Origin of the sequence: Rhodovulum sulfidophilum DSM 1374 (assembly GCF_001633165.1) — a bacterium.
GTDB lineage: Bacteria > Pseudomonadota > Alphaproteobacteria > Rhodobacterales > Rhodobacteraceae > Rhodovulum > Rhodovulum sulfidophilum.
In genome coordinates this window covers 4,070,451-4,094,689 of record NZ_CP015418.1, presented here as the reverse complement: position 1 = coordinate 4,094,689, position 24,239 = coordinate 4,070,451, and the positions used below count along the sequence as shown (strand labels likewise).

30 protein-coding genes and 1 tRNA gene are annotated in these 24,239 nt (G+C 67.2%); 18 read left to right on the top strand and 13 right to left on the bottom strand.

The annotated features are described in order from the left end of the window. Positions 1–94 precede the first annotated feature (94 nt). The 11 genes from A6W98_RS18935 to A6W98_RS18890 form a co-directional block, all read right to left on the bottom strand. Entirely contained in the window at positions 95–1,756 is a 1,662-nt protein-coding gene (locus tag A6W98_RS18935) for a terminase large subunit (protein ID WP_042464294.1), read from the bottom strand. Continuing rightward, positions 1,743–2,180 (bottom strand): P27 family phage terminase small subunit, encoded by a 438-nt coding sequence (locus A6W98_RS18930; RefSeq protein WP_042464292.1) that lies wholly within the window; start codon positions 2,178–2,180, stop codon positions 1,743–1,745. Before A6W98_RS18930 ends, A6W98_RS18935 begins: the two co-directional genes overlap by 14 nt. 131 nt (positions 2,181–2,311) lie before the next feature. Continuing rightward, positions 2,312–2,695 (bottom strand): HNH endonuclease, encoded by a 384-nt coding sequence (locus A6W98_RS18925; protein ID WP_042464290.1) that lies wholly within the window; start codon positions 2,693–2,695, stop codon positions 2,312–2,314. Positions 2,696–2,794: 99 nt separating this feature from the next. Next, complete coding sequence (locus A6W98_RS18920; protein WP_042464288.1) at positions 2,795–3,454, bottom strand: hypothetical protein; 660 nt, start codon at positions 3,452–3,454, stop codon at positions 2,795–2,797. After that, positions 3,451–4,098, bottom strand: coding sequence for a hypothetical protein (locus A6W98_RS18915; protein ID WP_042461730.1), 648 nt, complete (start codon positions 4,096–4,098; stop codon positions 3,451–3,453). The genes A6W98_RS18920 and A6W98_RS18915 overlap by 4 nt, the downstream gene beginning before the upstream one ends. Beyond that, positions 4,095–4,667: a hypothetical protein gene (locus A6W98_RS18910; RefSeq protein WP_063491335.1), complete on the bottom strand. Its 573-nt coding sequence runs from the start codon at positions 4,665–4,667 to the stop codon at positions 4,095–4,097. The genes A6W98_RS18915 and A6W98_RS18910 overlap by 4 nt, the downstream gene beginning before the upstream one ends. A gap of 258 nt (positions 4,668–4,925) precedes the next feature. Continuing rightward, positions 4,926–5,543, bottom strand: coding sequence for a hypothetical protein (locus tag A6W98_RS18905; protein ID WP_042462576.1), 618 nt, complete (start codon positions 5,541–5,543; stop codon positions 4,926–4,928). Between the two features lie 36 nt (positions 5,544–5,579). Continuing rightward, on the bottom strand, positions 5,580–6,122 hold the full coding sequence (locus A6W98_RS18900; protein ID WP_042462574.1) for a hypothetical protein: 543 nt from the start codon (positions 6,120–6,122) through the stop codon (positions 5,580–5,582). Next, entirely contained in the window at positions 6,122–6,403 is a 282-nt protein-coding gene (locus A6W98_RS18895; RefSeq protein ID WP_052678121.1) for a GapR family DNA-binding domain-containing protein, read from the bottom strand. Before A6W98_RS18895 ends, A6W98_RS18900 begins: the two co-directional genes overlap by 1 nt. Next, positions 6,400–6,540, bottom strand: a complete 141-nt coding sequence (locus A6W98_RS21350; protein ID WP_155734865.1) for a hypothetical protein — start codon at positions 6,538–6,540, stop codon at positions 6,400–6,402. Before A6W98_RS21350 ends, A6W98_RS18895 begins: the two co-directional genes overlap by 4 nt. Then, complete coding sequence (locus A6W98_RS18890) at positions 6,537–6,818, bottom strand: hypothetical protein (RefSeq protein WP_042456636.1); 282 nt, start codon at positions 6,816–6,818, stop codon at positions 6,537–6,539. The genes A6W98_RS21350 and A6W98_RS18890 overlap by 4 nt, the downstream gene beginning before the upstream one ends. Before the next feature lie 365 nt (positions 6,819–7,183). Between A6W98_RS18890 and A6W98_RS18885 the strand changes: the two genes are divergently transcribed. From A6W98_RS18885 to A6W98_RS18850, 10 genes are all read left to right on the top strand, one after another. Continuing rightward, positions 7,184–7,819: an XRE family transcriptional regulator gene (locus tag A6W98_RS18885; RefSeq protein WP_042464283.1), complete on the top strand. Its 636-nt coding sequence runs from the start codon at positions 7,184–7,186 to the stop codon at positions 7,817–7,819. 222 nt (positions 7,820–8,041) lie between these two features. After that, positions 8,042–8,323: a hypothetical protein gene (locus A6W98_RS18880; protein WP_042464281.1), complete on the top strand. Its 282-nt coding sequence runs from the start codon at positions 8,042–8,044 to the stop codon at positions 8,321–8,323. A gap of 57 nt (positions 8,324–8,380) precedes the next feature. Beyond that, complete coding sequence (locus A6W98_RS21345; protein ID WP_155734691.1) at positions 8,381–8,533, top strand: hypothetical protein; 153 nt, start codon at positions 8,381–8,383, stop codon at positions 8,531–8,533. After that, positions 8,533–8,760 carry a hypothetical protein gene (locus A6W98_RS18875; protein WP_042464280.1) on the top strand — a complete coding sequence of 76 codons (228 nt, stop codon included), beginning with the start codon at positions 8,533–8,535 and terminating at the stop codon, positions 8,758–8,760. The genes A6W98_RS21345 and A6W98_RS18875 overlap by 1 nt, the downstream gene beginning before the upstream one ends. Further along, entirely contained in the window at positions 8,757–9,602 is an 846-nt protein-coding gene (locus tag A6W98_RS18870) for a DNA adenine methylase (protein WP_063490965.1), read from the top strand. Before A6W98_RS18875 ends, A6W98_RS18870 begins: the two co-directional genes overlap by 4 nt. Further along, positions 9,599–10,312, top strand: a complete 714-nt coding sequence (locus A6W98_RS18865; protein WP_042464278.1) for a hypothetical protein — start codon at positions 9,599–9,601, stop codon at positions 10,310–10,312. Before A6W98_RS18870 ends, A6W98_RS18865 begins: the two co-directional genes overlap by 4 nt. Continuing rightward, positions 10,312–10,746 carry a hypothetical protein gene (locus A6W98_RS18860; protein ID WP_042464276.1) on the top strand — a complete coding sequence of 145 codons (435 nt, stop codon included), beginning with the start codon at positions 10,312–10,314 and terminating at the stop codon, positions 10,744–10,746. The genes A6W98_RS18865 and A6W98_RS18860 overlap by 1 nt, the downstream gene beginning before the upstream one ends. Then, positions 10,739–11,260: a hypothetical protein gene (locus A6W98_RS18855; protein WP_042464275.1), complete on the top strand. Its 522-nt coding sequence runs from the start codon at positions 10,739–10,741 to the stop codon at positions 11,258–11,260. The genes A6W98_RS18860 and A6W98_RS18855 overlap by 8 nt, the downstream gene beginning before the upstream one ends. 101 nt (positions 11,261–11,361) lie before the next feature. After that, positions 11,362–11,538, top strand: a complete 177-nt coding sequence (locus A6W98_RS21340) for a hypothetical protein (protein WP_155734682.1) — start codon at positions 11,362–11,364, stop codon at positions 11,536–11,538. Then, positions 11,516–12,565, top strand: coding sequence for a tyrosine-type recombinase/integrase (locus tag A6W98_RS18850; protein ID WP_042464273.1), 1,050 nt, complete (start codon positions 11,516–11,518; stop codon positions 12,563–12,565). The genes A6W98_RS21340 and A6W98_RS18850 overlap by 23 nt, the downstream gene beginning before the upstream one ends. Positions 12,566–12,627: 62 nt before the next feature. On the opposite strand, the gene A6W98_RS18845 is transcribed toward A6W98_RS18850, so the two are convergent. After that, a tRNA-Cys gene (locus tag A6W98_RS18845) sits at positions 12,628–12,701 on the bottom strand. Positions 12,702–13,040: 339 nt separating this feature from the next. Between A6W98_RS18845 and A6W98_RS18840 the strand changes: the two genes are divergently transcribed. From A6W98_RS18840 to A6W98_RS18810, 8 genes are all read left to right on the top strand, one after another. Next, positions 13,041–13,397, top strand: a complete 357-nt coding sequence (locus tag A6W98_RS18840) for a hypothetical protein (RefSeq protein ID WP_042464270.1) — start codon at positions 13,041–13,043, stop codon at positions 13,395–13,397. Between the two features lie 331 nt (positions 13,398–13,728). Next, the gene (locus A6W98_RS18835) at positions 13,729–14,175 is read left to right on the top strand and encodes a MarR family winged helix-turn-helix transcriptional regulator (protein ID WP_042464268.1); all 447 of its coding nucleotides are present in this window, start codon (positions 13,729–13,731) and stop codon (positions 14,173–14,175) included. Between the two features lie 75 nt (positions 14,176–14,250). Further along, positions 14,251–14,919, top strand: a complete 669-nt coding sequence (locus tag A6W98_RS18830; protein ID WP_042464266.1) for a phosphatidylserine decarboxylase — start codon at positions 14,251–14,253, stop codon at positions 14,917–14,919. Between the two features lie 16 nt (positions 14,920–14,935). Next, positions 14,936–15,688, top strand: coding sequence for a CDP-alcohol phosphatidyltransferase family protein (locus A6W98_RS18825; protein ID WP_042464264.1), 753 nt, complete (start codon positions 14,936–14,938; stop codon positions 15,686–15,688). 474 nt (positions 15,689–16,162) lie between these two features. Continuing rightward, positions 16,163–16,321: a hemin uptake protein HemP gene (gene hemP / locus A6W98_RS20620; protein ID WP_072071754.1), complete on the top strand. Its 159-nt coding sequence runs from the start codon at positions 16,163–16,165 to the stop codon at positions 16,319–16,321. Positions 16,322–16,620: 299 nt separating this feature from the next. Then, positions 16,621–17,733, top strand: coding sequence for an alpha/beta fold hydrolase (locus A6W98_RS18820; RefSeq protein ID WP_042464260.1), 1,113 nt, complete (start codon positions 16,621–16,623; stop codon positions 17,731–17,733). Beyond that, a complete protein-coding gene (locus tag A6W98_RS18815; protein ID WP_042464258.1) occupies positions 17,733–20,132 on the top strand; it encodes a plasma-membrane proton-efflux P-type ATPase in 2,400 nt (799 codons plus the stop codon). Before A6W98_RS18820 ends, A6W98_RS18815 begins: the two co-directional genes overlap by 1 nt. 266 nt (positions 20,133–20,398) lie before the next feature. Beyond that, the gene (locus tag A6W98_RS18810) at positions 20,399–22,576 is read left to right on the top strand and encodes a malate synthase G (RefSeq protein ID WP_042464256.1); all 2,178 of its coding nucleotides are present in this window, start codon (positions 20,399–20,401) and stop codon (positions 22,574–22,576) included. Positions 22,577–22,951: 375 nt separating this feature from the next. Here A6W98_RS18810 and A6W98_RS18805 read toward each other — a convergent pair whose 3' ends face one another. Further along, on the bottom strand, positions 22,952–24,079 hold the full coding sequence (locus tag A6W98_RS18805) for an aminotransferase class V-fold PLP-dependent enzyme (protein ID WP_042464254.1): 1,128 nt from the start codon (positions 24,077–24,079) through the stop codon (positions 22,952–22,954). Positions 24,080–24,239 lie beyond the last annotated feature (160 nt).

The following is a 24,239-nucleotide window of genomic DNA, read 5'->3' as shown; positions in this document are numbered from 1 at the left end:
CTGGCCGTGACCGGCGGTTCGCGCCGGGGTTCGGGCCGGGGTTCGGGCCGGGGGGCCTCTGCTTTCCGGCCGCGCGTGAGGAAAGGAAGTCCGATCATACCGTTGCCACGTCCCGTGCCTTGCGTTTGCCCGCCTCCGCCTCGGCGCGGCCGAGCGCCATGATCGCGGCCACCGCCGGATCGATCCGCCCCTTCGAGCGCGCCTTGTTGGGCTTGATGTTCTCGGCCGCATCCTCGTCGCGATGGACATTGCCCACCGCCCAGGCCAGCACCGGATTGCCGCCATGCCGCAGCCGCCCCTGCGCCACCGCGCGCTCGAAGCGCTTCATCGGCGAGGACATCGAGGCATAGCCCTGGCCATGCTCGACCAGCGGAAAGCGCCGCTTGACCAGCTCCTTCGCCACATACTTCATGCCCCAGCGGTCATAGGACAGCTCGCGCAGATCGAAGCGCGCCCGGATCCATTCCAGCCGCTCGATCACCTGGTCCTCGTCGATCACGCCGCCGCCATGCACCTCCAGCCAGCCCTGATCGCGCCAGGCGACATAGTCCCGCTTCTCGCTCTGCGCCCGGGCGATGAAGCCCTTCGGCCCCGAGGGCAGGAAGGAATAGCTGATCAGGTAGACCTGCCCGTCCTTCGGGATCGCGATGCAGATCGAGGTCAGGTCGGTGGTCTTCGACAGATCGAGCCCGACCCAGGCCGGGCGCCCGTAAAGCGCCTCGGGCGCGAAGGGCTCGGCGCCCCTGTCCCAGATCTCGCGCTCGATCCAGGACTGCGCGCCCTCGGTCCAGAGGTTCATGTGCAGCCGCCGGAAGTTCGGCATCTTGCCCGAGATCACCGTGGCCTCGCGGTAAAGCTCGGCAAAGCGCTCCTCGCTGAAGGCGATGCCCAGATTGGGATTGGCCATCTTCCAGGCCACCGGATCGCCCACGTCGCAATCGCCAGGCGGCTCGGCGACATAGGCAAAGAAGCTGTCATCCTCGACATCGCCCCGCAGGACGGTCGCGGAGTATTCCCTCAGCTCGCCGCAGATCGAGGCCATGTCGGCGCCTGCCGTGGTGATCGCCCAATCGATGGGCTGGGCGCGGGCGATCATCGAATTGACCACCACCTCGGCCAGTTCGCGGTCGGTCCAGCGGTGCACCTCGTCGCGGGCGACGAAGCTGGGGTTGATGCCATCGGCCGAGTTGCCGTCGCGGCTCAGCGTCCGGATCGTGCCATTGGTGATCGCGGTCGAGATCAGGTGCTTGTTGTCGGTGTCCATGAAGGCCGAAAGCGCGGGCGCGGCCTTGATCATCCGCCGCAGCTCGCGGAACAGAAGCCCCGCCTGATCGCGCGTCGTCGCGGTGCAGAAGCCCTGGGGGGCTGCCTCGCCATCGAAGAGCTGGGTGAAGAGCATCGGCACCGCGGTGTCGGTGGTCTTGCCGTTCTTCTTCGCGACCTGGTGATAGGTGGTGCGGAACCGCCTCAGCCCGTCCTCCTGCTTCCAGCCGAAGACCGAGCCATGCCGGAAGACCTGCCAGGGCGTCAGCGCCAGCGGGCGGCCCGCCGCCGGACCCGTCGTGTGCTTGATCAGCCGCGCGAAGTTCAGGACGCGCGAGGCCGCCTTGCAGTCGAACCGGAGCCCGCGGTCGCGGCCGGTCTCCAGATCCATCAGGTGGCGTTCGCAAGCGAGCCGCACCAGCGTGCCCGCGATCTCGCGGCCCTCGATCACATCGAGCGCATAGCGCGAGACCGGGTGGTCAATCGGGTCCATCGAGTGTCCTCAGGATCTCGCCGAAGAGATCGCCTTGCCCGCCCGCGCTCATCCGCGCCTCGTCGACCGGCGTCATCCCGAAGCGCGCAGCGAGCTGGTTCATGGTGGCAATCGCGTCCTGGCGCTGGCCCCAGACCGCGCGCTTCTTCTGCTGCCGCCCGTTCCGGGTCTCGACCTCGTACCAGCTGCCGAAGGCCGCGATATCACCGGTGAAGCGGATGACATCGGCCACCGCCTCGCAATAGACGGCGAAGGGGTCGTGAAAGGCCGGGTCGAGCCGCCGCTTGCCCGCCAACACCGGCGCGAGTCGGTCCCAGGCGTCCCGCCCCTCGGCGCTCATCCAGTCGGGCGCCTCGGGCACGGGCGCCGTCTGGTCGGCCTTCATCGGCACGACATTGTCGAGCTTCGGCTTCTGACCGCGCATCGGACCTCCCTCCGTTTTTGTCTCGGGGGCTTATAATCGTGGGCTTTTTTTGCCAATTCGGCCCGCGCAACAGGAAAGCTCCCATGCGCGGTTCCCGAGGGGGGCCGTCGATTTTTGGACACCCCCCGGTGTCAGTTGCGCCCCAGCACCTCGCGGGCGGTCTTGCGGCTGTGGCAGCTCTTGCAGAGCGCCTGCCAGTTCGAACGGTCCCAGAACCGGGCGCGGTCGCCCTCGTGCCGCGCGATGTGATCCACCTCGGTGGCCGGGGTCACCAGCCCGAGCCCCGCGCAATCGACGCAGAGCGGGTTGGCCTCGAGGAAGGCAGCGCGCGCGGTCTTCCAGGCGGGACTGGCATAGAGCTTCGAGCGGCGCCGGATCTCCTCGGCCGTCTTCACCTTCGCCCGCCGCGCGCGGTTCCGGTCGATCCGTTCGGCCTCGTGCAACTCGCAGAGCGCGGCGCCAGGCACAGCGAGGTCGTCGCAGCCAGCGGCCGCGCAGAGCTTGCGGATCGTCATGGATGAGGCCTCCCGGAACGCAAAGCGCCCGCAGCGGGGGGGTCCGCTCCGGGCACAGCTTGGGTGCTGACCATTTGTCAATCATGGATGCCTAAATAGTCAAGAAGAATTTTTCCACGGGGTCATCGGCGGCATGTCGTCGGTCAGGCGGAGACTGCGCAGTCCGGCAGCTTCGAGCGCACACCGCACCTCCAGAAGGTAACCGTACCAGTCGAGCCAGGCACGCCGAGCGGATGCGATCTGACCGGCGGTCGGATAGTAGGTCACCGGGCAGCACGGCGCGCGCAACTCTACCAGCTTGTTGCCGTTCCGGCCGCGCCCGGCCCGGTATCGCCAAGTGTCGCCGAAGTCCTGCGCCGCGCGCGGCCCTGCCGGGCTCGGCCGCCACTTGACCGGAACGCAATGCGGGCGGGCATCGGGCATCCAGTCCGGCGTGCGGCCCGCGCGGGCGAGATCGGCGACGAGGGTCGCGGCGTACCAGGGCAGGACGTTCCGGACCACGGTCGCGATCATCTCGGCATCGTCATGCGGGCGGGACCGGCCGCGGCTCGTGTCGACCCGGGTGCCCAGCTGGGCGCGTTCGAGGGCCACGTATTCCATGCCGAAGGGGCGCCAGCCGGTGCCGCCGACCGCCTCGATCTCGTCGTGGTCGAGCCGCGCGCATTCGGTGCCGAAAGCCCATTCCAAAGCCTCCCGAACCGGCATCGCCCGGCGGGTCCGGGGCGCGGGCGGCACCCTGATCCGGGCCGCCGCCGTCATGCCGCGACCCCGGCCTTGCGCAACGCCCGCGGTCCCACCGCCACTCGGATCCGGTCGAGCTCGACTTTCAGAACCGACAGCTCGGCCAGCTTCTTCTCGGCCGCCGCCCGCTGCCGTGCTGCCTCTTCGGCAACCGCCCGCATGTCGCGTTCCAGCGCCTCCATCCGGCCGAGCGCTCCCGCGATGTCTTCGTTGCCGCCATCGGGACCGAAGAACGCATCCCGGATCTCGGCCACCCAGCCCGGCATCACCCCCAGCACCTCGGCCACCGTCGCGTCGGTGTCGCCCTGCCGGTAGCGTTCCGCCGTGGTGTCATAGACCCCTTCCAGCAGATCCATGATCTCGCGCTTCTGTGCCCGGGTCGGTTGCCGCAACGCCCCATCCGGGTTCGAAGCCGGTGCCGTCGTCGTCTTTGCCATGCCTGTCGCCTTTCGTTTCGCTTCGCAGGCCGGGCAGTGGAGCTTGCCCTTCACCTCGGCCCAGCCTTGCCCGATCATCTTCCGGTTTATCTGCCCCGCATCCGGCACCCAGACCCTGCCGGGTCGATGCAGGTAGTTGCAGGTCACGACCTCCTCGCGGCCGCAGCCATCGCAGACCACCCGCGCCCGGTTCACGCCTTTGCCCTTGATCGCCCGGATGCTCATGCCGAGGCCCCCGCGAGATCGGCGATGCTGCGGCAGTGGGCGAGGCGGGCCTCGCGGTCCCGCAGCCAGGCGGCCTCGGCCGGGGAGAGCTGCCCGGGACCGGCGCCCGCCAGATGCGCGTGGCGGCGCAGTGCCTCGCCCGCCGCCTGGCGGATCTGCCCCAGCGCATAGCTGCGCGGCCAGCGGCGGTTGTGGCGCAGATCGTCCAGGAGTTCCGGCGCCCAGCCTTCGGCCAGCGCCTGCCGCCCCACCGCATGGGCAAAGACCGCCCGGATCAGCGGCGAGGCGTCGTCGGCGGGCGGCTGGATCTGCGCCGCCGCCTTCAGGATCGCATTGGCGATCGGGAAGCGGTCGCGGTCCTTGCCGCCGGGCTGGGCCGCCGCCATCTCCTCGAGCGCGGCCAGGTTCGGCCCGCTCATATAGGCCAGCCGCTTGGCCAGATCCGCCAGCATCTCCTCGAACTGCGCCTTGGTCATCGCCCCGGGCTTCACCAGCCCCCGCCGCAGCAGGGGCTCGACCAGCAGATCCCGCACCCGCTTCTCGCCCTCGGCCTGTTCCCTCGCATCCATCTCGGCTCCCTTCTTCTCAGCCTCGCCCCGCCTGCCTGCCGCGCGCCCCCGTCCGGGGCGGCGCGACCGGGGTGTCTCTTCTCGTCTCTTCTCGTTTCCTCTCCTTTCAGCGGTGACGGAAACGGCGCAAAAAAAGGGGACGGCCCGGCGGAAACACGGAATGTTCCGTGACTTTCCCGGTCGGTTCCGTGATTTTCCGTGATTGTTCCGGAATATTCTGTGACGGTAACGGAATGTCACGGATCGACCCTGGCCGGTTCATCGGGCCATCTCCGCGCTGAACTCGTCCAGCGCCCGGCGGATGAAGCCCTCGCGGCGCTGGGTCTCGGGATAGCGCTCGGCCAGCCAGTCATCGAAGCGGTCGAGGAATTGCGGCGCGCGCAGAAGCTGCCCGGCCCCGATCCGCTTTTCGATCATCTCGCGCAGATCCTTGAGCCGCTTGTTGCGGCGGCGCTGTTCGGCCTCGGCGCGGTTGCGGCGGCTGCTGGCCAGCGCCTCGACCGCGACCTCGGTCACCACCGGATGCGCCAGCCGGATCTCGCCATTGTCGCAGCGCACCCGCGACCAGCCATGCAGCGGCGTCATCTCGCGCTCGCAAAGCTGGTGCCAGCGGTCGACCGTGATCCCCAGCGCCTTGGCCAGCAGCCGCTCGTCGGTCGGCAGCGTGCCCACCGGGGTCTCGTCATGGGCCTCGCAGATCAGCAGGAAGCCGTACCAGCCGACCTCGGGCTCGGCCAGCTGGCGGAACTCGCTCTTGCGCCAGCGCTTGAGGTTCCACTGCACGAAGAAATGGGAATCGAGCCGGTCCTCGCTGGAGATCGGGTAGTCCGGCAGCCCGCCGGTCTCGACCGGGGCCAGGTGGCGAGGCGCGGCCATCACGCGGGCACCCGGTCCGGGCGCGTCAGGTCCGTGCTATCCATGATGAAGCTCCTCCATCGGTTCCGGGCGCGCAGGCCCGTTCGGTAACGATTTGCGGGGGCTGGCCTGCCGGGCGCTCAGCGCCATCGCGGCGGCCAGAATGCGTTCCCGGGCGGCGCGACCGCCCCGGGTCAGGGCATGGGAGAGATAGTCGTCCGAGAACCCCAGCGCGCGGCTCGCCTTGCGCTGCGAGGCAAAGCGCAAGCCCCCGATCTCGAAGGGTTTCGGGGCTCGCCCGGGGCGGCGCTGCGGCCGGCCGATCCGGTCGGGATCGCCATCGGCCAGCGCCCGCCAGACCGCCTGCGGCGTCACCCCGAAGCGGGCGGCGGCGGCATGGGCGTCAGTGAAGACCTCGCCCCGGATCCGCACCGGCATCGGCGCCAGCCCCTTGCGGCCCGTGCCCACCCGGTCGAGCCGCCCCTTGCGCGCGGCCGAGCGGATCGCCTCGGGCGTCACCCCCAGCGCACGGGCGGCGCTGGCCGCATCCGGATAGGTCGTGCCGCGGATCGTCAGATCGGTGTGAACCCGCGTGGCCATCACATCCCCAGGGCCTTGCGATAGATCTGCAGCAACACCTCTTTCTCGGCGATGTCCTCGGCATGCCGCTTGCGTAGCGCGATGAGCCGACGCAGCGCCTCGAAGCGCTCGATGAAGCCGCGCAGAACGTCAGCCACGACCCGGTAAGTCCGGTCGCGCACCGCCTCGTCCTCGGCGGTTTCCTTCATCGGCAGCCGCGGCGGGGCGGTGAAGGTATCGAGCGGGATCGGGACGGTCGTCACCCCGTTCGGGCTGGTGAGCGAAACGGTCGGGCCGGTCATGTCCGGCTCCCCTTGAAACGTGCCAAAAACTTTTCCGCACGCGCCTCGAAAATCCGGGCTGCGGCGCGGGCTCTGCCCGCGCGCACCTGGTTGAAGCGTCCGGCGATACGCCAGTAGATCCGAATTGCCAGTGTCATGCCGTTTGCTCCGGGTCGAAGAGTTCGAAGACTGTCTCGGCGCCCGCAAGCGCCAGCACTGCCACGACGTAATGCAGCCCCGGCGCGTTCTCGGAACGCAGCCAGTTCCGCACCGTGCGCGGGTTCACCGGCCGATGCGCCGTGTTCAGCGCCTCGGCCACAAGATCGGCCAGTTGGGCCTCGCTGGTCGCTTCGGGGAATGACCGCCAAAGCAGCGAGGCGAACCACTTCCGCTCCCGCTCCTGCGGGTCGCGGAACTTCTGGAAGGACTTTTGCATGACGGCCCCCGTATGGTTGATCCGTGCGAAAGGGTTTGGGTTTGAAATCGGAGGTGTGGACGTCGTCAGCATGCGGGGTCCTCCTGCTTGGCAGGAGCTGGGTTCGCGGCCATGAAAGCGCGAAGGCGGTCGACAACGCGAAGCGTTGGGCTTGCCTTTCCCGACTTCCAGGAAGCCCACTGCCCCCAACTCGCACCAATCGCGTCCCGAAGTATCTTTTGCGGTGTTTTCTGGACTGCGGCCGCGTAGGCCTCGATATCGACGATCAACTGTTCCATGGCTCAACGAATAGGGACAATATTCCCCTATCGTCAAGGGAAAAACGTCCCCGTTTCCGCGCCGTCCACATGGGGTAAAATCTCCCCATGCGCCAATCATTCAGAGACGCCTTCCTTCGAGCCATCGAGCAGAGCGGCCAATCGGTCCGCAATGTCGCTACACAATCGGGCGTCTCCTATGAGCAGCTCAAGAAGCTCTTCCGAGGCAATAGCGCATCGACGAATGTGGATGACGCAGTGCGTGTTGCCGAGCATTTCGGGGTGACGGTTGAGGAGTTCTTGGGCGGGAACATATCCACCGCCACCCCCTGGACCGTCTCCATCGCAGGCAAGGTCGGAGCGGGCGCGCGCGTGCCGGTGTTTGATGCATACGAGAAGGGTGGTGGGCCGCAAGTCGAGTGCCCGCCGGGTCTTTCCCCTCATGGCGTCGTGGCCGTCGAGGTCGAGGGCGACAGCATGGAACCCGTTTATTCTGCTGGAGATATTCTCTTCTACACGCGTCACACCGCAGACGGCGTACCCTCGGAAGCCGTTGGCAAGCGCTGTGTGTGCGAGTGCGAGGAGGGTTTGGGGTGGGCGAAGGTAATAAGACTGGGGCGCGAGCCTGGAACATTCGATTTGCACAGCTTCAACGACCAATCCCCGACCATGTACGGGGTGCGGCTTAAGTGGGCTGCACCTATCAGGCTGCATTGGCCTGCGGATCTCGCCAAGAAGCTCTGAGACGCCCATCACGCGGGCACTAGCCCACCGCTAGCTGCCAGCCAGATATCCAGTCAGTCGATACGAAGGGAGCGTTTGCTTCTGGTGGCCGCCAGCAGCGCGGCTGATTCTGCATGAGTGATGCCGCGAAGAGCCAACAGGTACTTTTATCCCCTTTTTGGTTGACGGGGATTATTTTCCCCATCTAGAGATACCCCATCGAAGCCCACGATGGAGGACTCCATGAAGACCATCCTGACCACCGCCAGCGCACTGGCCCTGCTGGCCGCACCCGCGCTTGCCGCGACCGACACCACGGAAGATCAGGCGACCGCCGTGTCGCCTGCCTCCGCCCCGGATTGCTTCGCGCCGATCAATGGCACCAATGCCTTCCAGCGCAGCAACGCGCCGGGCTGCGTCTATTACACCGCCCCCACCGGCAATGACCGTGACCCCGCCGCGTCCGACGATGGCGAAGGTTCCGGCGAAGGCGAGGGCGAGGGCGGCGAAAGCTCCGACACCTGAGCATCGGTGCCCCGCCCCGCGCGGGCGGGCATCCCATGCCCAGACCCGGAGGACACCATGCCCCGCATCCCCAAAATCCCAGACCTTCCTGCAACTTACGGCTTCGGCACCTGGCGCGATGCGCTGCTTGGCCTGTTCATCGGCCTTGCCTTCATCGGCTCGGCCGGGGGCGGGCTCATGCTGGCCCGGATCGCGAAGGCCAGCCTCTGATGGCCGCGATCCTCGCCATTGCCCCGCAGATCGCCGACCGGCTTGCCGCCGAGGCTGCCGCCGCCCGCGCGCAAGCCAATACCGCCCGCGTCGCCGCGAAATCAAGCGTGCGGGACGGCAAGCCGCTGCTCGCCCGCGCCGCCTTCGCCCGGGCCGAGCGGCTGCAGGGCCGTGCCGTCACCCTCGGCGCCCTGGCCGCGCAGGCCCGGGCAGGGGGTGCCGCATGAGCATCATGGATATGAGCGTCTCACGCCCCTTGCTGCGCTGGCATGGCGGCAAATGGCGCATCGCGCCATGGATCGTCGCCCAATTCCCCCCGCATGAGTGCTATGTCGAGCCCTTCGGAGGCGGTGCTTCGGTACTGCTGCGCAAGCCGCGCGCCAAACTCGATGTCTACAATGATCTCGACGGCGCAGTGGTCGCCTTGTTCCGCGTCCTGCGCGATGCCCCCGACGAGTTGATCCGCCGGGTCGAATTGATGCCTTTCGCCCGCGCCGAGTTCGACGCCGCACAGGATTTGTCTCAGGGCCCGAAAGACGAGATCGATCTCAGCCTGCGGCTGCTCCTGCGTTCGCATATGGGCTTTTCCAACGCCGGGGCTTGCGGTCGCGGCGGGCACCAGAAAACCGGATTTCGCGCCCGCGGTCTGCGCACGGGAACGACCCCACCGGAAAACTGGCGATGCTTTCCGCCGGTTCTGCGCGAGGTGGCTGAGCGGCTCCGTGGCGTCGTGATCGAACGCCGGCCGGCGCTAGACGTGATCGCGGCGCAGGACGGGCCGTCGACGCTCTTCTATCTCGATCCGCCCTATCTGCCCGAAACCCGCGATGCCGGGGCCGACTACACCCACGAAATGTCCGAAACCGACCATGACGACCTGCTGGCGATGCTTGGCGCACTGCAGGGCGCGGTGGTCCTGTCGGGCTATGCCTCGCCCCGCTACGACCGTGCGCTTGCGGACTGGCACCGGATCGAGCGGTCGGCTTTTGCTGACGGCGCACGGCCGAGGACCGAGGTTTTGTGGATGAACTTCGATCCCGCACTGCCGCTCTTCGGAGGGCTGAAATGACATCTCTCCTCCGCATCCTGATCGGCTGCGAGACCTCGGGCGTGATGCGCCGGGCCTTCGCCGCGCGCGGGCACGATGTCTGGTCCTGCGACCTGCTTCCGGCCGAGGATGCCACCAACCGGCACATGATCTGCGATATCCGCGAGGTGCTTCACCTCGGCTGGGATCTGCTCGCGGTAATGCATCCGCCCTGCACCCGGCTCTGCAATTCGGGCGTGCGCTGGCTGCATGTGCCGCCGACCAACGCCCCGGCCGAGGCGCACCCGGACGAACGCGCCGCCTGGCCGGACCTGCCCGAGGACACCCGCCGCGCGATCATGTGGCGGTTGCTCGACGAGGGCGCCGCGTTGTTCTCGGCCTGCTGGCGCGCCCCGATCCCGCGTGTGGCGGTCGAGAACCCGGTGATGCACCGGCACGGGCGCGCGCGGCTGCCGGCCGATCTGCCGAAGCCGCAGATCGTCCAGCCCTGGTGGTTCGGCGAGCCGGTCTTCAAGGCGACCGGGCTCTATCTGCGCGGGCTCGCGCCGCTGAGCGCCACCAACCGGCTGACCCCGCCCGCGCCCGGCACCGAGGCGCACAAGCGCTGGAGCGCGGTCCACCGGGCCCCGCCCGGACCCGACCGCTGGAAGATCAGATCCCGCACCTTCGAGGGTCTCGCCGCTGCTGCGGCGGACCAATGGGGCGGGCAAGCAGGAAAGGAGGCCGCGTGATGGCCGAGACCCAATGGCCCCGCGAAATCTGGGCCGCCCAATCCGATCCGGATGATGCAGATGGCAGGCACGTCTTTTCGGTGCATGCGACCATCCCGCGATTTGAGGGCGACAGCGAACGCGATTGCGCGTTTCACCGCTATGTCGACGACGACATCGTCGACAGTGCGGATCGCTATTGCCTGGAAATGCTGACTGCGCTGCGCGCCCGGGCCGAAGCCGCCGAGGCCGAATGCGACCGGCTCCGCGCCGAGGTCGACCAACTGCGGGAGGGCGCAAGGCGGTATCGGTGGCTGCGCAGCCGCGATCTGGAAACGATCCATGCCGGGGGCGTCTTCGCGGGCAAAACGCCTGAAAACATCGCCTTGAACCAGGAGGATCTCGACCGGGCCATTGATATCGCCAGTCACCATGAGGATCGAAGCGATGGCTGAGACCTTCATCCGCAGCTTAGGCCGGTTCAATGCCGAGGTCACCCCGGCCGAGGCCCGGCTGATCATCCGCGATGACTGCAAGGACGTGATCCGGCTCTTCGGCCGCGACCTGATCCGCAGCGCGTTGCTGGGCGGCAGCTGGGCGCCGGACATCGAGCGCGCGCTGCGCTGGGGGCTCGACCGGATCGAGGCCGAGCTCGGCGAGGATCTGCGCTACCGCGCGGGCGTGATGGCCGCCGTCAAGCTCTGCTGGCGGCTGCGCCTGGCCAACGATCCGCGCCGCGCGGAGCGGCTTCTGCTGGGCGATCCGGAGGCCGGGCAACCGCCAGCCGAGCCCCGGATCTGCCCCGCCTGCGGCGAGCTGGTGACCGAGGGGCAGGGATGCGGCGGCGGTATCTGCCGGGCCTCGGACGCCTTTCCGAAGCCGGTCGAAGACCCCGCCGACAAGGCTTTCCGCGACGCCATCGCCGAGTTGGTCGATTGCGCCATGAAGGAAGGAAAACCCGATGTCTGACATCCACCAGCTACCGCCCCTCGATCTGCACATGCCAGCGCAGCGTGGATACTGCGACATTGGGGCCGTCGCGGCAGTACGAGCCGAGCCGGGAGGACGCCATGACGGCTGAGAAGCGGGCCCTGAACTACCTGAGGGCCCTTGAGGCCGAAGGGCGGGTTGTCAAACGGGTGGTGATCGAGGGAAGACGAATCGAGTTCGAGCTTGAAACGGAGCAGGAAGTCCTTTCCGAGTTCGATAGGGTGGATATGCGGTATGACGAAGCGAGAGCTTCCTAAATATGTGTACCGGCAGCGAAATGGTCTGTATTTTCAGCGCCGTGGGTGGCCGTCGCAAAAGATCGGGTCGGACTTCGGCAGCCCGGAGTTCTGGGCCGAATACGCTGCTATCCTGAAAGGAGAGGGGCAGGCCAAGGTTCTGCGCAGGAACTTTTCCGCTCTTATCCGCAGTTACCACCAGTCGCCGCGTTACCGGAACCTGAAGCCCCGCACGGCGCTGGACTATGACAAGTTCACGGCGTTCATCGACGAACGGTTCGGCCCGCTGAACCCGGCAAACCTCCGGCGTCGGGATGTGATACGCCTGCGCGATGAGAACGCAGGGAAACCCTATTTCGCGAACTACGCGGTGAAGGTGATCCGCATTCTGATGGAGCATAGCATCGATCTTGGCTGGCGCACCGATAACCCAGCCAAGGGGGTGTCGTTGCTGAAGGCGGATGCGGATCCGCGCCTGCCATGGCCGCAAAGCCTGATCGACGCTTTTCGTGCTGCCGTGCCGCTGGGGGCGCGCGAGCGCCTGCTGATGGAGCTGTGCCTCGGAACCGGCCAGCGCATCGGCGATGTGCTGGAAATGCAATGGGGCGATATCCAGGATGGGGGCATCACGGTCAAACAGAACAAGACCGGCAAGCGGCTTTGGGTGCCTATTGTGCCTTCGCTTCAGGAGGCGCTGGACAGGGCGCCGCGCCGGTCGCTGTTCATGCTGACGAACCAAAGCGGAACCAGCCGCTGGTCCTATCGCGGAGCATCGCAGGCCATTCGCAAGATCCGGGAAGATATCGGGGCGCTGGACTTCGACATCCACAGTTGGCGGTACAATGCCGCGTGCGAACTGGTCGAGGCTGGATGCACTGACGAGCTGGTGGCCGCGGTCACGGGTCAAAGCCCCAAGATGGTCGCGCACTACACGCAGCAGATCCGGCAGCGCGTGCGCGCCATAGAGGCCCAGGCTCGCCGGAAGAAGCCCTCAACGGGCGAGGGCCTTGCCACGAAAAGGCGAACAGAACAAAAACGGAATGTTTAGACGCTTGCTTAGACACCGCTTCGCGCAGGAGCGCGGAGACCCGCTAAGTACTTGAAAGTAAATGGAGGCGAGTAGGAGAATCGAACTCCTGTACACGGATTTGCAATCCGCTGCGTAACCACTCCGCCAACTCGCCAAATCAGCGGCCTAGCGTCTAGCATTCGGAAACTCCCAACACAAGTCTCAAGATTCGCGTTTGGGGCAGGCCCGTACCTGGGCACTTTGCGGTGATACGAGGAGGGTACTTTCGGGTATTCGGCCCGACGTCGTGGTACTCGACGGACCTCGCGTCCCGTCGCCGCCCTGGCCTGCCAACCGGACGCCTCCGATAACTGCCCCGGTGTAAGGTCTCGGAGGGCGGCCGCATTTTCCGCTGCGGGCTAAGCGGGATCGGCCCGGGCCTTGCGTGCCGTTCTGGTCCTTTGAACCGGCGCCCTCGCGCAGGCGGGTGTCATCATGTCGGGCCGGGTCGGCGATGATCTGGCGGCGGGTGATGGCGCTCTGCGGGGCAATGGAAATGTGGCTGGTGTCGCCGAAGGTCGGGAGCGTGCGGTTGACCGGTTTGCTGCCATCCGCGTGGCTTTTCGCTTTGGAATATCCGACCGTCCATCGTGCATTCATGTTCTTCCGCGCCATGTTCGCCAGCGCGATTGTCCAGATTTCCGGTGTGGTCCCGCCCGCCTTGATGGCGTTCTCTGGCCCATTCCCGCGGTCCGGGTTGCGCTGGCCGGGGGCCGCAGAACCGCCTCCAGCCGAGCCGGTCTCCGACCGTGCGCCCGGTCGCTTCTGGAATTATCTGGGCTGCCGACGGGGCGTTCCGGAAATGGTCTGAAATGCTTGAAATCCAGCGTGGCATTCGAGCGGCGCGCGGATCGTCCCCGCGCCGGGAACTTCGTCGGCCGGTCTTTGATGCTTCGGAAATCCAGTTCTTTGTTCTGGAGAGCGTTCCGCCACAGGACCGGCAAAGCACGCGGCCAGTGGATGGCCCAGTGGATCGCGAGGGCCGCCGATCAGCAGGTGTCTGTCGGAGATGCCCATATGCAGAGGCCGGTTCCGGTCGCGTTTCGAGCGCTCGCCGGCCGATGCGGATAGGCCCGCCGCGCCGGTTTACTTGCCCCGCAAGATCCTGCATTTTCGGCCCATGCGCGCTGCGAGACGATAAGATGATCTCCGATCCCGACCCCGATTTCGATCTTGGCGAGTTCCTGCCCTATCTGCTCAACCAGGCCGCCCAGGAAACCAGCGCGGGCTTTCACGCGATCTACCGGGCGGAATACGGGATGCTGCGGACCGAATGGCGGGTCATGGTGCATCTGGGGCGCTATGGCGAGATGTCGGCCTCCGAGATCGGGCGGTTGTCGATGACCCACAAGGCCAAGATCTCGCGCGCGGTGCGGGCGCTGGAAGAAAAGCGCTTTCTGCATCGCAGCCCGGATGCCGACGACCGGCGCGCGGAGATCCTGTCCTTGACGCCCGAGGGGCATGCGGCGCTGGCGCGCCTGTCAGCAAGGGCGCGCGCCTATGGTGCCGATATCGAGGCGCGCTTCACCGACGAAGAGCGCGCATTGCTGAAGTCCTTCCTGAGGCGGCTCGCGACCGAGACGGCCTGACCCGCGCCGATCTGCGGTTTGCATCGTCCGCGCAAAGGACTATTCACGGGAAAACCACTCAATCCGGCAGGGCCCATGTCCGTTTCGATGCTGTCCACCTTCGTCAAGCCGATGCATCCCGAGGGGCGCCGTTTCGTCGCCATCGCTGCGGGGCTGACCGTTCTTTTCTTCCTGATCTGGCCCCCCCTGGGCTGGATCGGGCTCGGCCTGACGGTCTGGGTCTACTATTTCTTCCGCGACCCCGAGCGGGTGACGCCGGCCCGGCCCGGGCTGATGGTCTCGCCCGCCGACGGCATCGTGTCGCTGCTGGAGCCCGCCGTGCCGCCGGCCGAGCTGGGCCTGGGCGATGCGCCGATGACGCGGGTCTCGGTCTTCATGTCGGTCTTCAACTGCCATGTGAACCGGCTGCCCGCGGCGGGCCGGGTGACGGCGGTCGCCTACCGGCCCGGCAAGTTCCTGAACGCCTCGCTCGACAAGGCCTCGGAAGACAACGAGCGCAACGGGCTTGCTGTCGAGCTGGCCGACGGGCGCCGCTATGGCGTGGTGCAGATCGCCGGGCTGGTCGCGCGGCGCATCCTGTGCTGGACTGCCGAGGGCCAGAGCCTCGCCACCGGCGAGCGTTTCGGGCTGATCCGTTTCGGTTCGCGGCTCGATATCTATCTTCCCGAGGGGGTCGAGCCGCTGGTCGCGATCGGCCAGACCATGGTGGCGGGTGAGACCGTCATCGCCGATCTCGGGGCCTGAGCGCGAGGGACAGACGATGAAGAAGTTCATCCGCCGCGATCCGCAGCACCGCGACCAGGTGCCGTTCCTGCAGCTGCTGCCCAATCTGGTGACGTTGTCGGGGATGTGTCTCGGGCTGACCTCGATCCGTTTCTCGATGGACGGGCGCTATGACGGGGCGGCGCTGCTCTTGCTGCTGGCGGCGCTGATGGACGGGCTCGACGGGCTGCTGGCGCGGCGGCTCAATGCGACCTCGAATTTCGGGGCAGAGCTCGATTCGCTGTCGGATTTCCTCTGCTTCGGCGTCGCGCCGGGGCTGCTGATCTATCGGTTCTTTCTCGAACCCTCGAACAATTTCGGCTGGATCTTCGTTCTGGTCTTTGCCGCCGCCTGCTGTCTGCGGCTGGCGCGCTTCAACGTGATGCGCGACGAGAACGCGGCCGAGACCAGCCACCATTTCCTCGGCGTACCCGCGCCCGCGGCCGCGATGCTGGGTCTGTTGCCGCTGTTCGTGTCGCTGGCGGGCGTCGTCGATCTGCGGCCGGTGCCGCATCTGGTGGCGTTCTGGCTGGGCTTTGTCGGCGTGCTGATGATCTCGCGGCTGCGGACCTTCTCGCCGAAGGCGATGCGTATTCCGCGCGCGCTGGTCGGGCTGATGATGTTTGCCACCGTGGTCGCGGTGGGGCTGATGTTCACCCGGATCTGGCTGCTGCTGACGGCGCTCGACCTGATCTATCTGGCCATGCTCGGGCATGCCGCGCTGCAGGCCCGGCGTCCGGGCGCCGAGTAACACGGCAGAACTTGCGCTCAGGCGGGGTCTGACCCGGAAACAGGCGGTTTGCCGCCAAGCCTGCGCGTTTTCTTCCACATGATGCAAGATCCCTGCGGGCGCGGCCGAGCGGCCGTGCATTGCCCTCTTTTCTCCGGGCTTGAAAGTTGATAGAAACGCTCAGGTACGAGGTGTAGCCCACCGTACCGATATAACAGACACTTGTCAGGCCCCAGCTTGTTGCCCGGTCCCCTGCCTCTCAAGACAGTACCCCGCGATGAGACTGCCTTTGTCCAGATACCAGCCCGTTCCGACCCGTCAGGGCCGGAGCCGGGGCGATGCCTGCCGGATCCCGGGACGGTCCTGCGGTCGCACCCGAACGCGGTGGGGCCGGGGCAGGGGCCTTGCTGCAGAAACCGCAACCGAATGGAGGGACAGGATGGAGCGACCGAGCGTGCGCAGGACCGGGATGACGGCAGCCCGGAGGGTCTGGCAATGACCCTTCTCCAGACCATCCGCCACAGCACTGGCGAGACCACCCAGCACGATGCCCGCATCCTGACCGGCGGCGGCAATACCGCGGTGATCGTGCTCGACGGCGTGGCCTATACGCTGCGGATCACCCGCTCGGGCAAGCTGATCCTGACCAAATAGGCGGGGGGCGGCGGCCGGACCTGTCGGTCGCCGCGCCCGCCCGGTCCGATGCCAGGTCCGACAGCGCGCCGCAGCGGGCGCTTCGGGGTGTCATGACGGTCGGGCAGGGCGATGCCGCATCGCAGCATTGTCACTTTACATATTCGTAAGCCGGGCATAACGCTGGGGACATTCGGGCCCCCTATATCGGGGACAAGATCCTTTCCGGAGCCGTCCCGATGCCCCGATGCCCCGCCCCTCTGCAGGGGCCGACGCGGCCGCGGGACTGGCGCCATCCAGTCCGCAGAAGGAGCCGCGTCATGGCCGACACCCCTCACGAAATCGAGCAATCCGTTCCGTTGTTCTGGCCGATGGCCGCGGTCTTGGGCTGGCAGGAGGCCGGGTATCAGGCGATGGCCGACGGGCTTCGCTTCGTGCAGGAAGCCGCCGAGATCTCGGCCCCGCCAGAGCCTTCCTGGGCCACCCCGAACGAGGTCCTGCTCGATCTCGACACCATGCGGTTGCGCGATTTCGGCGGCAGCGGTAGCGGGCTTCCGGTGATCATTGACGCGCCCTATGCGGGCCATTCCGCCACCATCGCCGATTTCGCCCCGGGGCAAAGCCTGGTGGCCACGCTTCTGGCGGCCGGGCTCGGCCGGGTGCTGGTCACCGACTGGAAATCGGCCGGCCCCGAGATGCGCGACTTCGACATCGACAAGTATCTGGCCGAGATCAACGTCGCCATCGACGAGGTCGGCGGGCGCGCGATTCTGGTCGGGCTGTGTCAGGGCGGCTGGATGTCGGCGATGGTCGCCGCCCGCTTTCCTTCCAAGGTGGCGGCGCTGGTGCTGGCGGGGTCGCCCATCGACACCGATGCGGGCGACGGGCCGATCCGCCGGATGGCGCATGAGACGCCGCTTTCGGCCTATCGGGACATGGTGGCCTCCCATCACGGCCGGATGTCGGGCAGCCTGATGCTGACCGGCTGGAAGAACATGCATGCGGAAAAGCAGTATCTGGGCAAGTTCCTCGATCTTTACGCCCATATCGAGGACCGCAACTATATCGAGCGGACCGAGACCTTCGAGCGCTGGTACGAAAACCCGCTGGATCTGCCGGGGCGGTATTACCTTCAGGCCATCGACCTGCTGTTCAAGCAGAACCTCTTCGCCAAGGGCGAATTCCTGGGCCTCGGACGGCGGTTGTCGCTGAAGGACGTGACCTGCCCGGCCTATCTGCTGGCGGGCGACTCCGATGACATCACCACCCGGGAACAGGTCTTTGCCGCCGAGGATCTGCTGGGCACGCCCAAGGCGCAGATCCGCAAGCTGCTCGCCAAGGGCGGGCATATCGGGCTGTTCATGGGGCGGCACACATTGGCGGATGTCTGGCCCGGCATCGCGCAATGGATCGCGGAACAGGGAGGCAAGTGATGGACGGACAGGACCAGCCAGAGGGGGAGAAGCTGCCCCCTACCGACCCGCAGCAGGGGCTGAGCACGGCCGAGGCACAGGCCAGGCTTGGCCGCTTCGGCGCGAATACCCTGGCCGAGGAACACCGAAGCCTGTTCAAACGGATCTTCGGGTATTTCTGGGGGCCGATCCCCTGGCTGATCGAGATCGCGGCGATCCTGTCGCTGATCCTGTCCGACTGGGCCGATTTCGGCGTGATCCTCGCCATGCTTCTGGTCAATGCGGGCGTCGGCTTCTTCGAGGAGAACAAGGCCGACTCGGCCATCGCCCTGCTCAAGCAGAAGCTTGCCCCCGCCGCCCGGGTTCTGCGTGACGGCCGCTGGCAGGAGATCGCGGCCAAGGACCTGGTGCCGGGCGATCTGGTGCGGCTCGAGATCGGCAACATCATCCCGGCCGATCTGCGCCTGACCGAGGGGCAGTATCTCTCGGCCGACGAGGCGGCACTGACCGGCGAGTCGCTGCCGGTCGACAAGGCGGTCGGCGACATCGCCTATTCGGGCTCGGTCGTGCGCCTGGGCGAGATGGTGGGCGAGGTCACCGCGACCGGCATGAACACCTATTTCGGCCGCACCGCGGCGCTGGTGCAGGGCCCCGAGCGCAAGTCGCATTTCCAGCAGGCGGTGATGCGGATCGGGAATTTCCTGATCGTCAGCGCGCTGGTGCTGGTCTCGATCATCCTGGTCGTCTCGATCTGGCGCGAGAACCCGCTTTGGGAGACGGTGCAATTCGCCCTGATCCTGACGGTCGCCGCCATTCCGGTGGCGCTGCCGACGGTGCTGTCGGTGACGATGGCGGTGGGCGCCGAGCGGCTGGCCCGGATGAAGGCCATCGTCTCGCGGCTGGTTTCGATCGAGGAGATGGCGGGCGTCGATGTGCTCTGTTCCGACAAGACCGGCACGCTGACCCTGAACCAGCTGACGGTCGAAACCCCGCGTCCCGCGGCGGGCGCCACCCGGGACGATCTGCTGCTGGCCGCGGCTCTGGCCTGCAACGCCAATGCGCCCGACGCCATCGACCAGGCGGTGCTGGCCGCCGCCGACGGGATCGAGGCGCGGCGCGACTACAAGCTCGGGACCTTCACGCCCTTCGATCCGGTCTCGAAACGGACATTGGCCGAGGCCCGGCGCGGCGACGAGACCTGGCGCTTTGCCAAGGGCGCGCCGCAGGTGATCCTTGATCTTGCCGGGCTCGAAGGGGCCGCGCGGACCGCGCTCGAGGACGAGGTCGACACCCTGGCCGCCCAGGGGTTCCGCGCCATCGGTGCGGCCCGGGCCGAGGGTGAGGGGGCATGGCAGTTCCTCGGGCTGATCCCGATCTTCGATCCGCCCCGTCCCGATGCGGCCGAGACCATCGCGAAGGCCGGCGAGATGGGCGTTACCGTCAAGATGATCACCGGCGATCACGAGGCCATCGCCCGCCAGATCGCGGGGCAGCTCGGGCTCGGGCAGGCGATGTACCCGGCGGGCCAGCTCCTGGAGGGCGATCCGGCCGAGGTCGAGGCGCGGGTGCGCGCGGCCGACGGCTTTGCCCGGGTTCTGCCCGAACACAAGTTCCGCATCGTCGAGGTGCTGCAGCAGGGCGGCAGCATCGTCGCGATGACCGGCGACGGGGTGAATGACGCCCCCGCCCTGAAGCGTGCCGATGCCGGGATCGCGGTCAGCGGGGCGACCGATGCGGCCCGCGCCGCGGCCGATCTGGTGCTGACCGGAACGGGCCTTTCGATCATCACCGAGGCCATCGCCGAGGCCCGCCGCATCTTCGAGCGGATGACGAGCTATGCCACCTTCCGCATCGCCGAGACGATCCGGGTGCTGCTGTTCATGTCGCTGGCGATCCTTGCCTATGACGTCTACCCGGTCACCGCGATCATGATCGTGCTGCTGGCGGTGCTGAACGACTTCCCGATCATGATGATCGCCTTCGACAATGTCGCGGTGTCGCCGAAACCCGTCCGCTGGGACATGCGCCGGGTCATCACCATCGCCTCGACGCTGGGGGTGATGGGCGTGGCCGAGACCTTCCTGCTGTTCTGGTATGTCGACAGCGTCCTGCATCTGCCGCGCGAGACGATCCAGACGCTGATCTTCCTGAAACTGCTCGTTTCGGGGCATATGACGCTTTACGTCACCCGCAACCAGGACTGGTTCTGGACCCGGCCCTGGCCCAACTGGAAGCTTTTCTGCACGACAGAGGCGACCCAGGTGATCGGGACGCTGATCGCGGTCTATGGCGTTCTCGTCACGCCCATCGGCTGGACCGCCGCACTTCTGGTCTGGGCCTATTGCCTGGTCTGGCTGCCCATCGAGGGCGCCATCGCCATGGGCATTCGCCGACTTTACGCGGCCCGTTTGCAGGGCTGAGCCGGCCGGTGAGGGCCGGGACAGACGGCCCTGCCCCTCGCTTTGGTCCTTGCCGGTGAGGGGGCTCAAGCGGGGGCGGCTTGCAGGGGCCCATGCGGCTCCCGGCGGAGACGGCGCCCGGTATCCGGGCGGGACCCGATCGTGGCTGGCGTGGCATTGCCGCATGGCGCGGCATCTTCGGGCTGGACAGGTCGGGGCGAGAGGACTTGTCAAACCGGCCCGGAATTGGTCTGAGCTGGAGGGGACAAACAGGGAAGGAGACGGCTGTGACGGAACGACGTGCAGGCGCGGGATATGTGTCGAAGGCCGGGCTCGAGGTTGCGGCAGATCTGGCGGCCTTCGTCGAGGAGGCGGCGCTGCCCGAGACCGGGATCTCGCCCGACAGGTTCTGGACCGGCTTCGCGGAGCTTCTGCACGACCTGACGCCGAAGAACCGTGCGCTTCTGGAAACGCGCGAGAAGCTGCAGCTTCAGATCGATGCCTGGCATCAGGCCCGCCGCGGCGCGCCGCACGATCACGAGGCCTACAAGGCGTTTCTGGAAGAGATCGGCTATCTGCGGCCCGAGGGCGAGGATTTCGAGATCGAGACCGCGGGGCTCGACCCCGAGATCGCCTCGGTGCCCGGGCCGCAGCTGGTGGTGCCGATCACCAATGCGCGCTATGCGCTGAACGCGGCCAATGCGCGCTGGGGCAGCCTGTACGACGCGCTTTACGGAACCGATGCGATGGGCGGCCCCGCGCCTGCGGGCGGGTATGACCGCGGCCGCGGTGCCCGGGTGGTGGCGCGCGCCCGGGTCTTTCTCGACGAGGCCTTCCCGGTCGCGGGCACCAGCCATGCCGATGCCCGGCGCTACCACGTCCAGGGCGGCGCGCTGTTGATCGATGACCATCCGCTTGAGGATCCGTCGAAATTCGCGGGCTATCGCGGCCATCCGCGTGCTCCCGAAGCGGTTTTGCTGAAGAACAACAACCTGCATGTCGAGCTGGTCTTCGACCGCACCCATCCGGTGGGCGCCCGCGATCAGGCGGGGCTGGCCGATATCCGGCTGGAAAGCGCGGTTTCGGCGATCATGGATTGCGAGGATTCGGTGGCCTGCGTCGATGCCGCCGACAAGATCGTCGCCTATCGCAACTGGCTGGGGCTGATGCGGGGCGAACTGTCCACCGACTTCGTCAAGGGTGGCGAACGCGTGACCCGGGCGCTGTCGCCCGATCTCGACTTTGTCGCCCCCGACGGCACGCCCTGCACGGTCAAGGGCCGGGCGCTGATGCTGGTGCGCAATGTCGGCCATCTGATGACCAATCCCGCGATCCGCGACGGCGCGGGCCAGGAGGTGTTCGAGGGGCTGATGGACGCGGCCATCACCGCGCTGATCGCCATCCACGACCTGAAGAAGACCGAGGGCGCGCGGAACTCGGTCGCGGGCTCGATCTATGTGGTCAAGCCCAAGATGCACGGCCCCGAAGAGGTCGCCTTCGCCGACGAGACCTTCACCCGGGTCGAAGAGCTGTTGGGCCTGCCGCGCTATACCGTCAAGCTCGGCATCATGGACGAGGAGCGCCGGACCTCGGTCAATCTCAAGGACTGCATCCGCGCGGCGAAGCACCGGGTGGCCTTCATCAATACGGGCTTTCTCGACCGCACCGGCGACGAGATCCATACCTCGATGGAGGCCGGGCCCTTCAGCCGCAAGGAGTTCATCAAGCGCAAGTCCTGGATCACCGCCTACGAGAATCTCAATGTCGATATCGGGCTGGAATGCGGCCTGTCCGGCAAGGCCCAGATCGGCAAGGGCATGTGGGCGATGCCCGACAGGATGGCGGCGATGCTGTCGGCCAAGATCGAGCATCCGAAGGCCGGCGCCACCTGCGCCTGGGTGCCGTCGCCCACGGCCGCGACGCTGCATGCTCTGCATTATCACCAGGTCAATGTCTTCGCGGTCCAGGCCGGGCTGAAGGCGGGCGGGCGCCGCGCCCATGTCGACGGCATTCTAGACATTCCGCTTGCGGCCTTCCGCAAATGGAGCCGTGCGCAGATCCTGCGCGAGGTCGAGAACAACGCGCAGGGCATTCTCGGCTATGTCGTGCGCTGGATCGACCAGGGCGTGGGTTGTTCCAAGGTGCCCGACATCAACGATATCGGTCTGATGGAAGATCGCGCCACCTGCCGGATCTCGGCCCAGCATATCGCCAACTGGCTGCATCATGGCGTGGTGAGCGAAGACGAGGTGGCCCAGGTGATGCGCCGCATGGCCGAGGTGGTCGACCGCCAGAATGCGGATGATCCGGCCTATCTGCCGATGGCGCCGGATTTCGACGGCGTGGCCTTCCGCGCCGCCTGCGATCTGGTCTTCGAGGGCCGCAGGCAGCCTTCGGGCTATACCGAGCCGGTGCTGCATGCCCGGCGGCTGGAGCGCAAGGCCGAGCTTGCGGCGGAAGGCTGAGGCCCATCCGCGACGCCGCGCCTGATCGGGCGCGGCCGGTCATGGCCGGAGCTCCTGTTGAACACCGCGTTACCCGCGCAGGTGATCCCCCGCCTGTCGCGGTGGGGCAGAAGATTTCCCGAAATTCAAACGGCACATAGCCGGTCTCGGGCAAAACGCCCAGACGGACGGTGGGAGGCGCCATGGCGCCTCCCTGAACTCGTTAAGAACAGGCTTTGATTCTGGTGGCCCCAGAGGTAACGGCCGAATGTTACAGAAAGATTGCCGGTGCCCGGGTGACGCCGGGTCGAAACGCAGGCCGGGCTGCGCTGTTTCGAACGGCGCTGTCACCGGGCAGGGCCGGGCGGGGTGCGCGCCCCGCCCGAACCGAGAGGGTCAGACCACCCGGTCGACGACGGCCTGCAGCCGGGCCAGCGTGGCGTCGGTGTCGACCAGCTTGTCGAGCCCGAAGAGCCCGATCCGGAAGGTGCGGAAATCGGACCCCTCGCCGACCTGGAGCGGCGTGCCCGAGGCGATCTGCATGCCCTCGGCGCGGAACCGGGCGCCCGACTGGATCTCGGGGTCGTCGGTATAGCAGACCACGACGCCCGGCGCGGCAAAGCCCGGCGCGGCGACCGAGGCGAAGCCGCGCGCGGCCAGCATCTCGCGCACCTTCCGGCCCAGCTCGGCCTGTGCCTGCCTCGCGGCCTCGAAGCCCATCGTCCGGGTCTCGGCCATGGCGTCGCGCAGCCCGATCAGCGCATCGGTCGGCATGGTGGCATGATAGGCATGCCCGCCATCCTCATAGGCCTTCATGATCGCGCGCCATTTCTTCAGGTCCATGGCGAAGGAATTCGAGACGGTATCGGCCAGCCGCTCGGCGGCGCGGGCCGACAGCATCACCATCCCGGCCGAGGGCGAGGCCGACCAGCCTTTCTGCGGGGCCGAGATCAGCACGTCGACGCCGGTTGCCTGCATGTCGACCCAGATGCAGCCTGAGGCGATGCAATCCAGCACCATCAGCGCGCCGACCTCATGCGCGGCCGCCGCCATCGCGGCGATATAGTTGTCGGGCAGGATGATCCCGGCCGAGGTCTCGACATGGGGCGCGAAGACCACATCGGGGCGGGTCTCGCGGATCTTGGCGGTCACGTCCTCGATCGGTGCAGGCGCGAACGGCGCCTTGGCCGCATTGCCGGCGGGGCGGGCCATCAGCACGGTGGTTTCCCCGGCGAAGTCGCCCGCCTCGAAAATCTGGGTCCAGCGATAGGAGAACCAGCCGTTGCGGACGATCAGCGCGCGGCGCCCGGTGGCGAACTGGCGCGCCACGGCCTCCATCGCGAAGGTGCCGCCGCCCGGCACCAGGGCCACTTCGGCCGCGCCATAGACCTCGCGCAGCATCTCCGAGATGTCGCGCATGGCGGTCTGGAACTTGGCCGACATGTGGTTCAGCGAGCGGTCGGTGAAAACGACGGAAAACTCGCTCAGACCGTCGGGATCGACATCGGGACGCAGGCCGGGCATCGGGCAGGACTCCTCTTATAATTTCGGCTCAGACCTAGGCGCTTGACCGTCGGGATGCCAGCGAAAATCGGGCCTTTGCCCCGGCGCTATCGTCCCTCCCGCATCGGCCCGCGCGCGCCGCCGACCCGGCCGCGCCCGGGCCGGATCTCGTCGCGGACAT

What these genes read in the sequence shown, in the direction of transcription:
- A6W98_RS18860 (WP_042464276.1), top strand. Translation starts at nt 10,312, where the DNA reads ATGGCCGAGACCCAATGGCCCCGCGAAATCTGGGCCGCCCAATCCGAT.
- A6W98_RS18930 (WP_042464292.1), bottom strand. Translation starts at nt 2,180, where the DNA reads ATGCGCGGTCAGAAGCCGAAGCTCGACAATGTCGTGCCGATGAAGGCC.
- A6W98_RS18885 (WP_042464283.1), top strand. Translation starts at nt 7,184, where the DNA reads ATGCGCCAATCATTCAGAGACGCCTTCCTTCGAGCCATCGAGCAGAGC.
- A6W98_RS18835 (WP_042464268.1), top strand. Translation starts at nt 13,729, where the DNA reads ATGATCTCCGATCCCGACCCCGATTTCGATCTTGGCGAGTTCCTGCCC.
- A6W98_RS21340 (WP_155734682.1), top strand. Translation starts at nt 11,362, where the DNA reads ATGACGGCTGAGAAGCGGGCCCTGAACTACCTGAGGGCCCTTGAGGCC.
- hemP (WP_072071754.1), top strand. Translation starts at nt 16,163, where the DNA reads ATGACCCTTCTCCAGACCATCCGCCACAGCACTGGCGAGACCACCCAG.
- A6W98_RS18920 (WP_042464288.1), bottom strand. Translation starts at nt 3,454, where the DNA reads ATGACGGCGGCGGCCCGGATCAGGGTGCCGCCCGCGCCCCGGACCCGC.
- A6W98_RS18850 (WP_042464273.1), top strand. Translation starts at nt 11,516, where the DNA reads ATGACGAAGCGAGAGCTTCCTAAATATGTGTACCGGCAGCGAAATGGT.
- A6W98_RS18830 (WP_042464266.1), top strand. Translation starts at nt 14,251, where the DNA reads ATGTCCGTTTCGATGCTGTCCACCTTCGTCAAGCCGATGCATCCCGAG.
- A6W98_RS18855 (WP_042464275.1), top strand. Translation starts at nt 10,739, where the DNA reads ATGGCTGAGACCTTCATCCGCAGCTTAGGCCGGTTCAATGCCGAGGTC.
- A6W98_RS18820 (WP_042464260.1), top strand. Translation starts at nt 16,621, where the DNA reads ATGGCCGACACCCCTCACGAAATCGAGCAATCCGTTCCGTTGTTCTGG.
- A6W98_RS18805 (WP_042464254.1), bottom strand. Translation starts at nt 24,079, where the DNA reads ATGCCCGGCCTGCGTCCCGATGTCGATCCCGACGGTCTGAGCGAGTTT.
- A6W98_RS18875 (WP_042464280.1), top strand. Translation starts at nt 8,533, where the DNA reads ATGGCCGCGATCCTCGCCATTGCCCCGCAGATCGCCGACCGGCTTGCC.
- A6W98_RS18895 (WP_052678121.1), bottom strand. Translation starts at nt 6,403, where the DNA reads ATGACCGGCCCGACCGTTTCGCTCACCAGCCCGAACGGGGTGACGACC.
- A6W98_RS18915 (WP_042461730.1), bottom strand. Translation starts at nt 4,098, where the DNA reads ATGAGCATCCGGGCGATCAAGGGCAAAGGCGTGAACCGGGCGCGGGTG.
- A6W98_RS18840 (WP_042464270.1), top strand. Translation starts at nt 13,041, where the DNA reads ATGATCTGGCGGCGGGTGATGGCGCTCTGCGGGGCAATGGAAATGTGG.
- A6W98_RS18910 (WP_063491335.1), bottom strand. Translation starts at nt 4,667, where the DNA reads ATGGATGCGAGGGAACAGGCCGAGGGCGAGAAGCGGGTGCGGGATCTG.
- A6W98_RS21345 (WP_155734691.1), top strand. Translation starts at nt 8,381, where the DNA reads ATGCCCCGCATCCCCAAAATCCCAGACCTTCCTGCAACTTACGGCTTC.
- A6W98_RS18870 (WP_063490965.1), top strand. Translation starts at nt 8,757, where the DNA reads ATGAGCATCATGGATATGAGCGTCTCACGCCCCTTGCTGCGCTGGCAT.
- A6W98_RS21350 (WP_155734865.1), bottom strand. Translation starts at nt 6,540, where the DNA reads ATGACACTGGCAATTCGGATCTACTGGCGTATCGCCGGACGCTTCAAC.
- A6W98_RS18890 (WP_042456636.1), bottom strand. Translation starts at nt 6,818, where the DNA reads ATGCAAAAGTCCTTCCAGAAGTTCCGCGACCCGCAGGAGCGGGAGCGG.
- A6W98_RS18865 (WP_042464278.1), top strand. Translation starts at nt 9,599, where the DNA reads ATGACATCTCTCCTCCGCATCCTGATCGGCTGCGAGACCTCGGGCGTG.
- A6W98_RS18905 (WP_042462576.1), bottom strand. Translation starts at nt 5,543, where the DNA reads ATGGCCGCGCCTCGCCACCTGGCCCCGGTCGAGACCGGCGGGCTGCCG.
- A6W98_RS18935 (WP_042464294.1), bottom strand. Translation starts at nt 1,756, where the DNA reads ATGGACCCGATTGACCACCCGGTCTCGCGCTATGCGCTCGATGTGATC.
- A6W98_RS18900 (WP_042462574.1), bottom strand. Translation starts at nt 6,122, where the DNA reads ATGGCCACGCGGGTTCACACCGATCTGACGATCCGCGGCACGACCTAT.
- A6W98_RS18925 (WP_042464290.1), bottom strand. Translation starts at nt 2,695, where the DNA reads ATGACGATCCGCAAGCTCTGCGCGGCCGCTGGCTGCGACGACCTCGCT.
- A6W98_RS18825 (WP_042464264.1), top strand. Translation starts at nt 14,936, where the DNA reads ATGAAGAAGTTCATCCGCCGCGATCCGCAGCACCGCGACCAGGTGCCG.
- A6W98_RS18880 (WP_042464281.1), top strand. Translation starts at nt 8,042, where the DNA reads ATGAAGACCATCCTGACCACCGCCAGCGCACTGGCCCTGCTGGCCGCA.
- A6W98_RS18815 (WP_042464258.1), top strand. Translation starts at nt 17,733, where the DNA reads ATGGACGGACAGGACCAGCCAGAGGGGGAGAAGCTGCCCCCTACCGAC.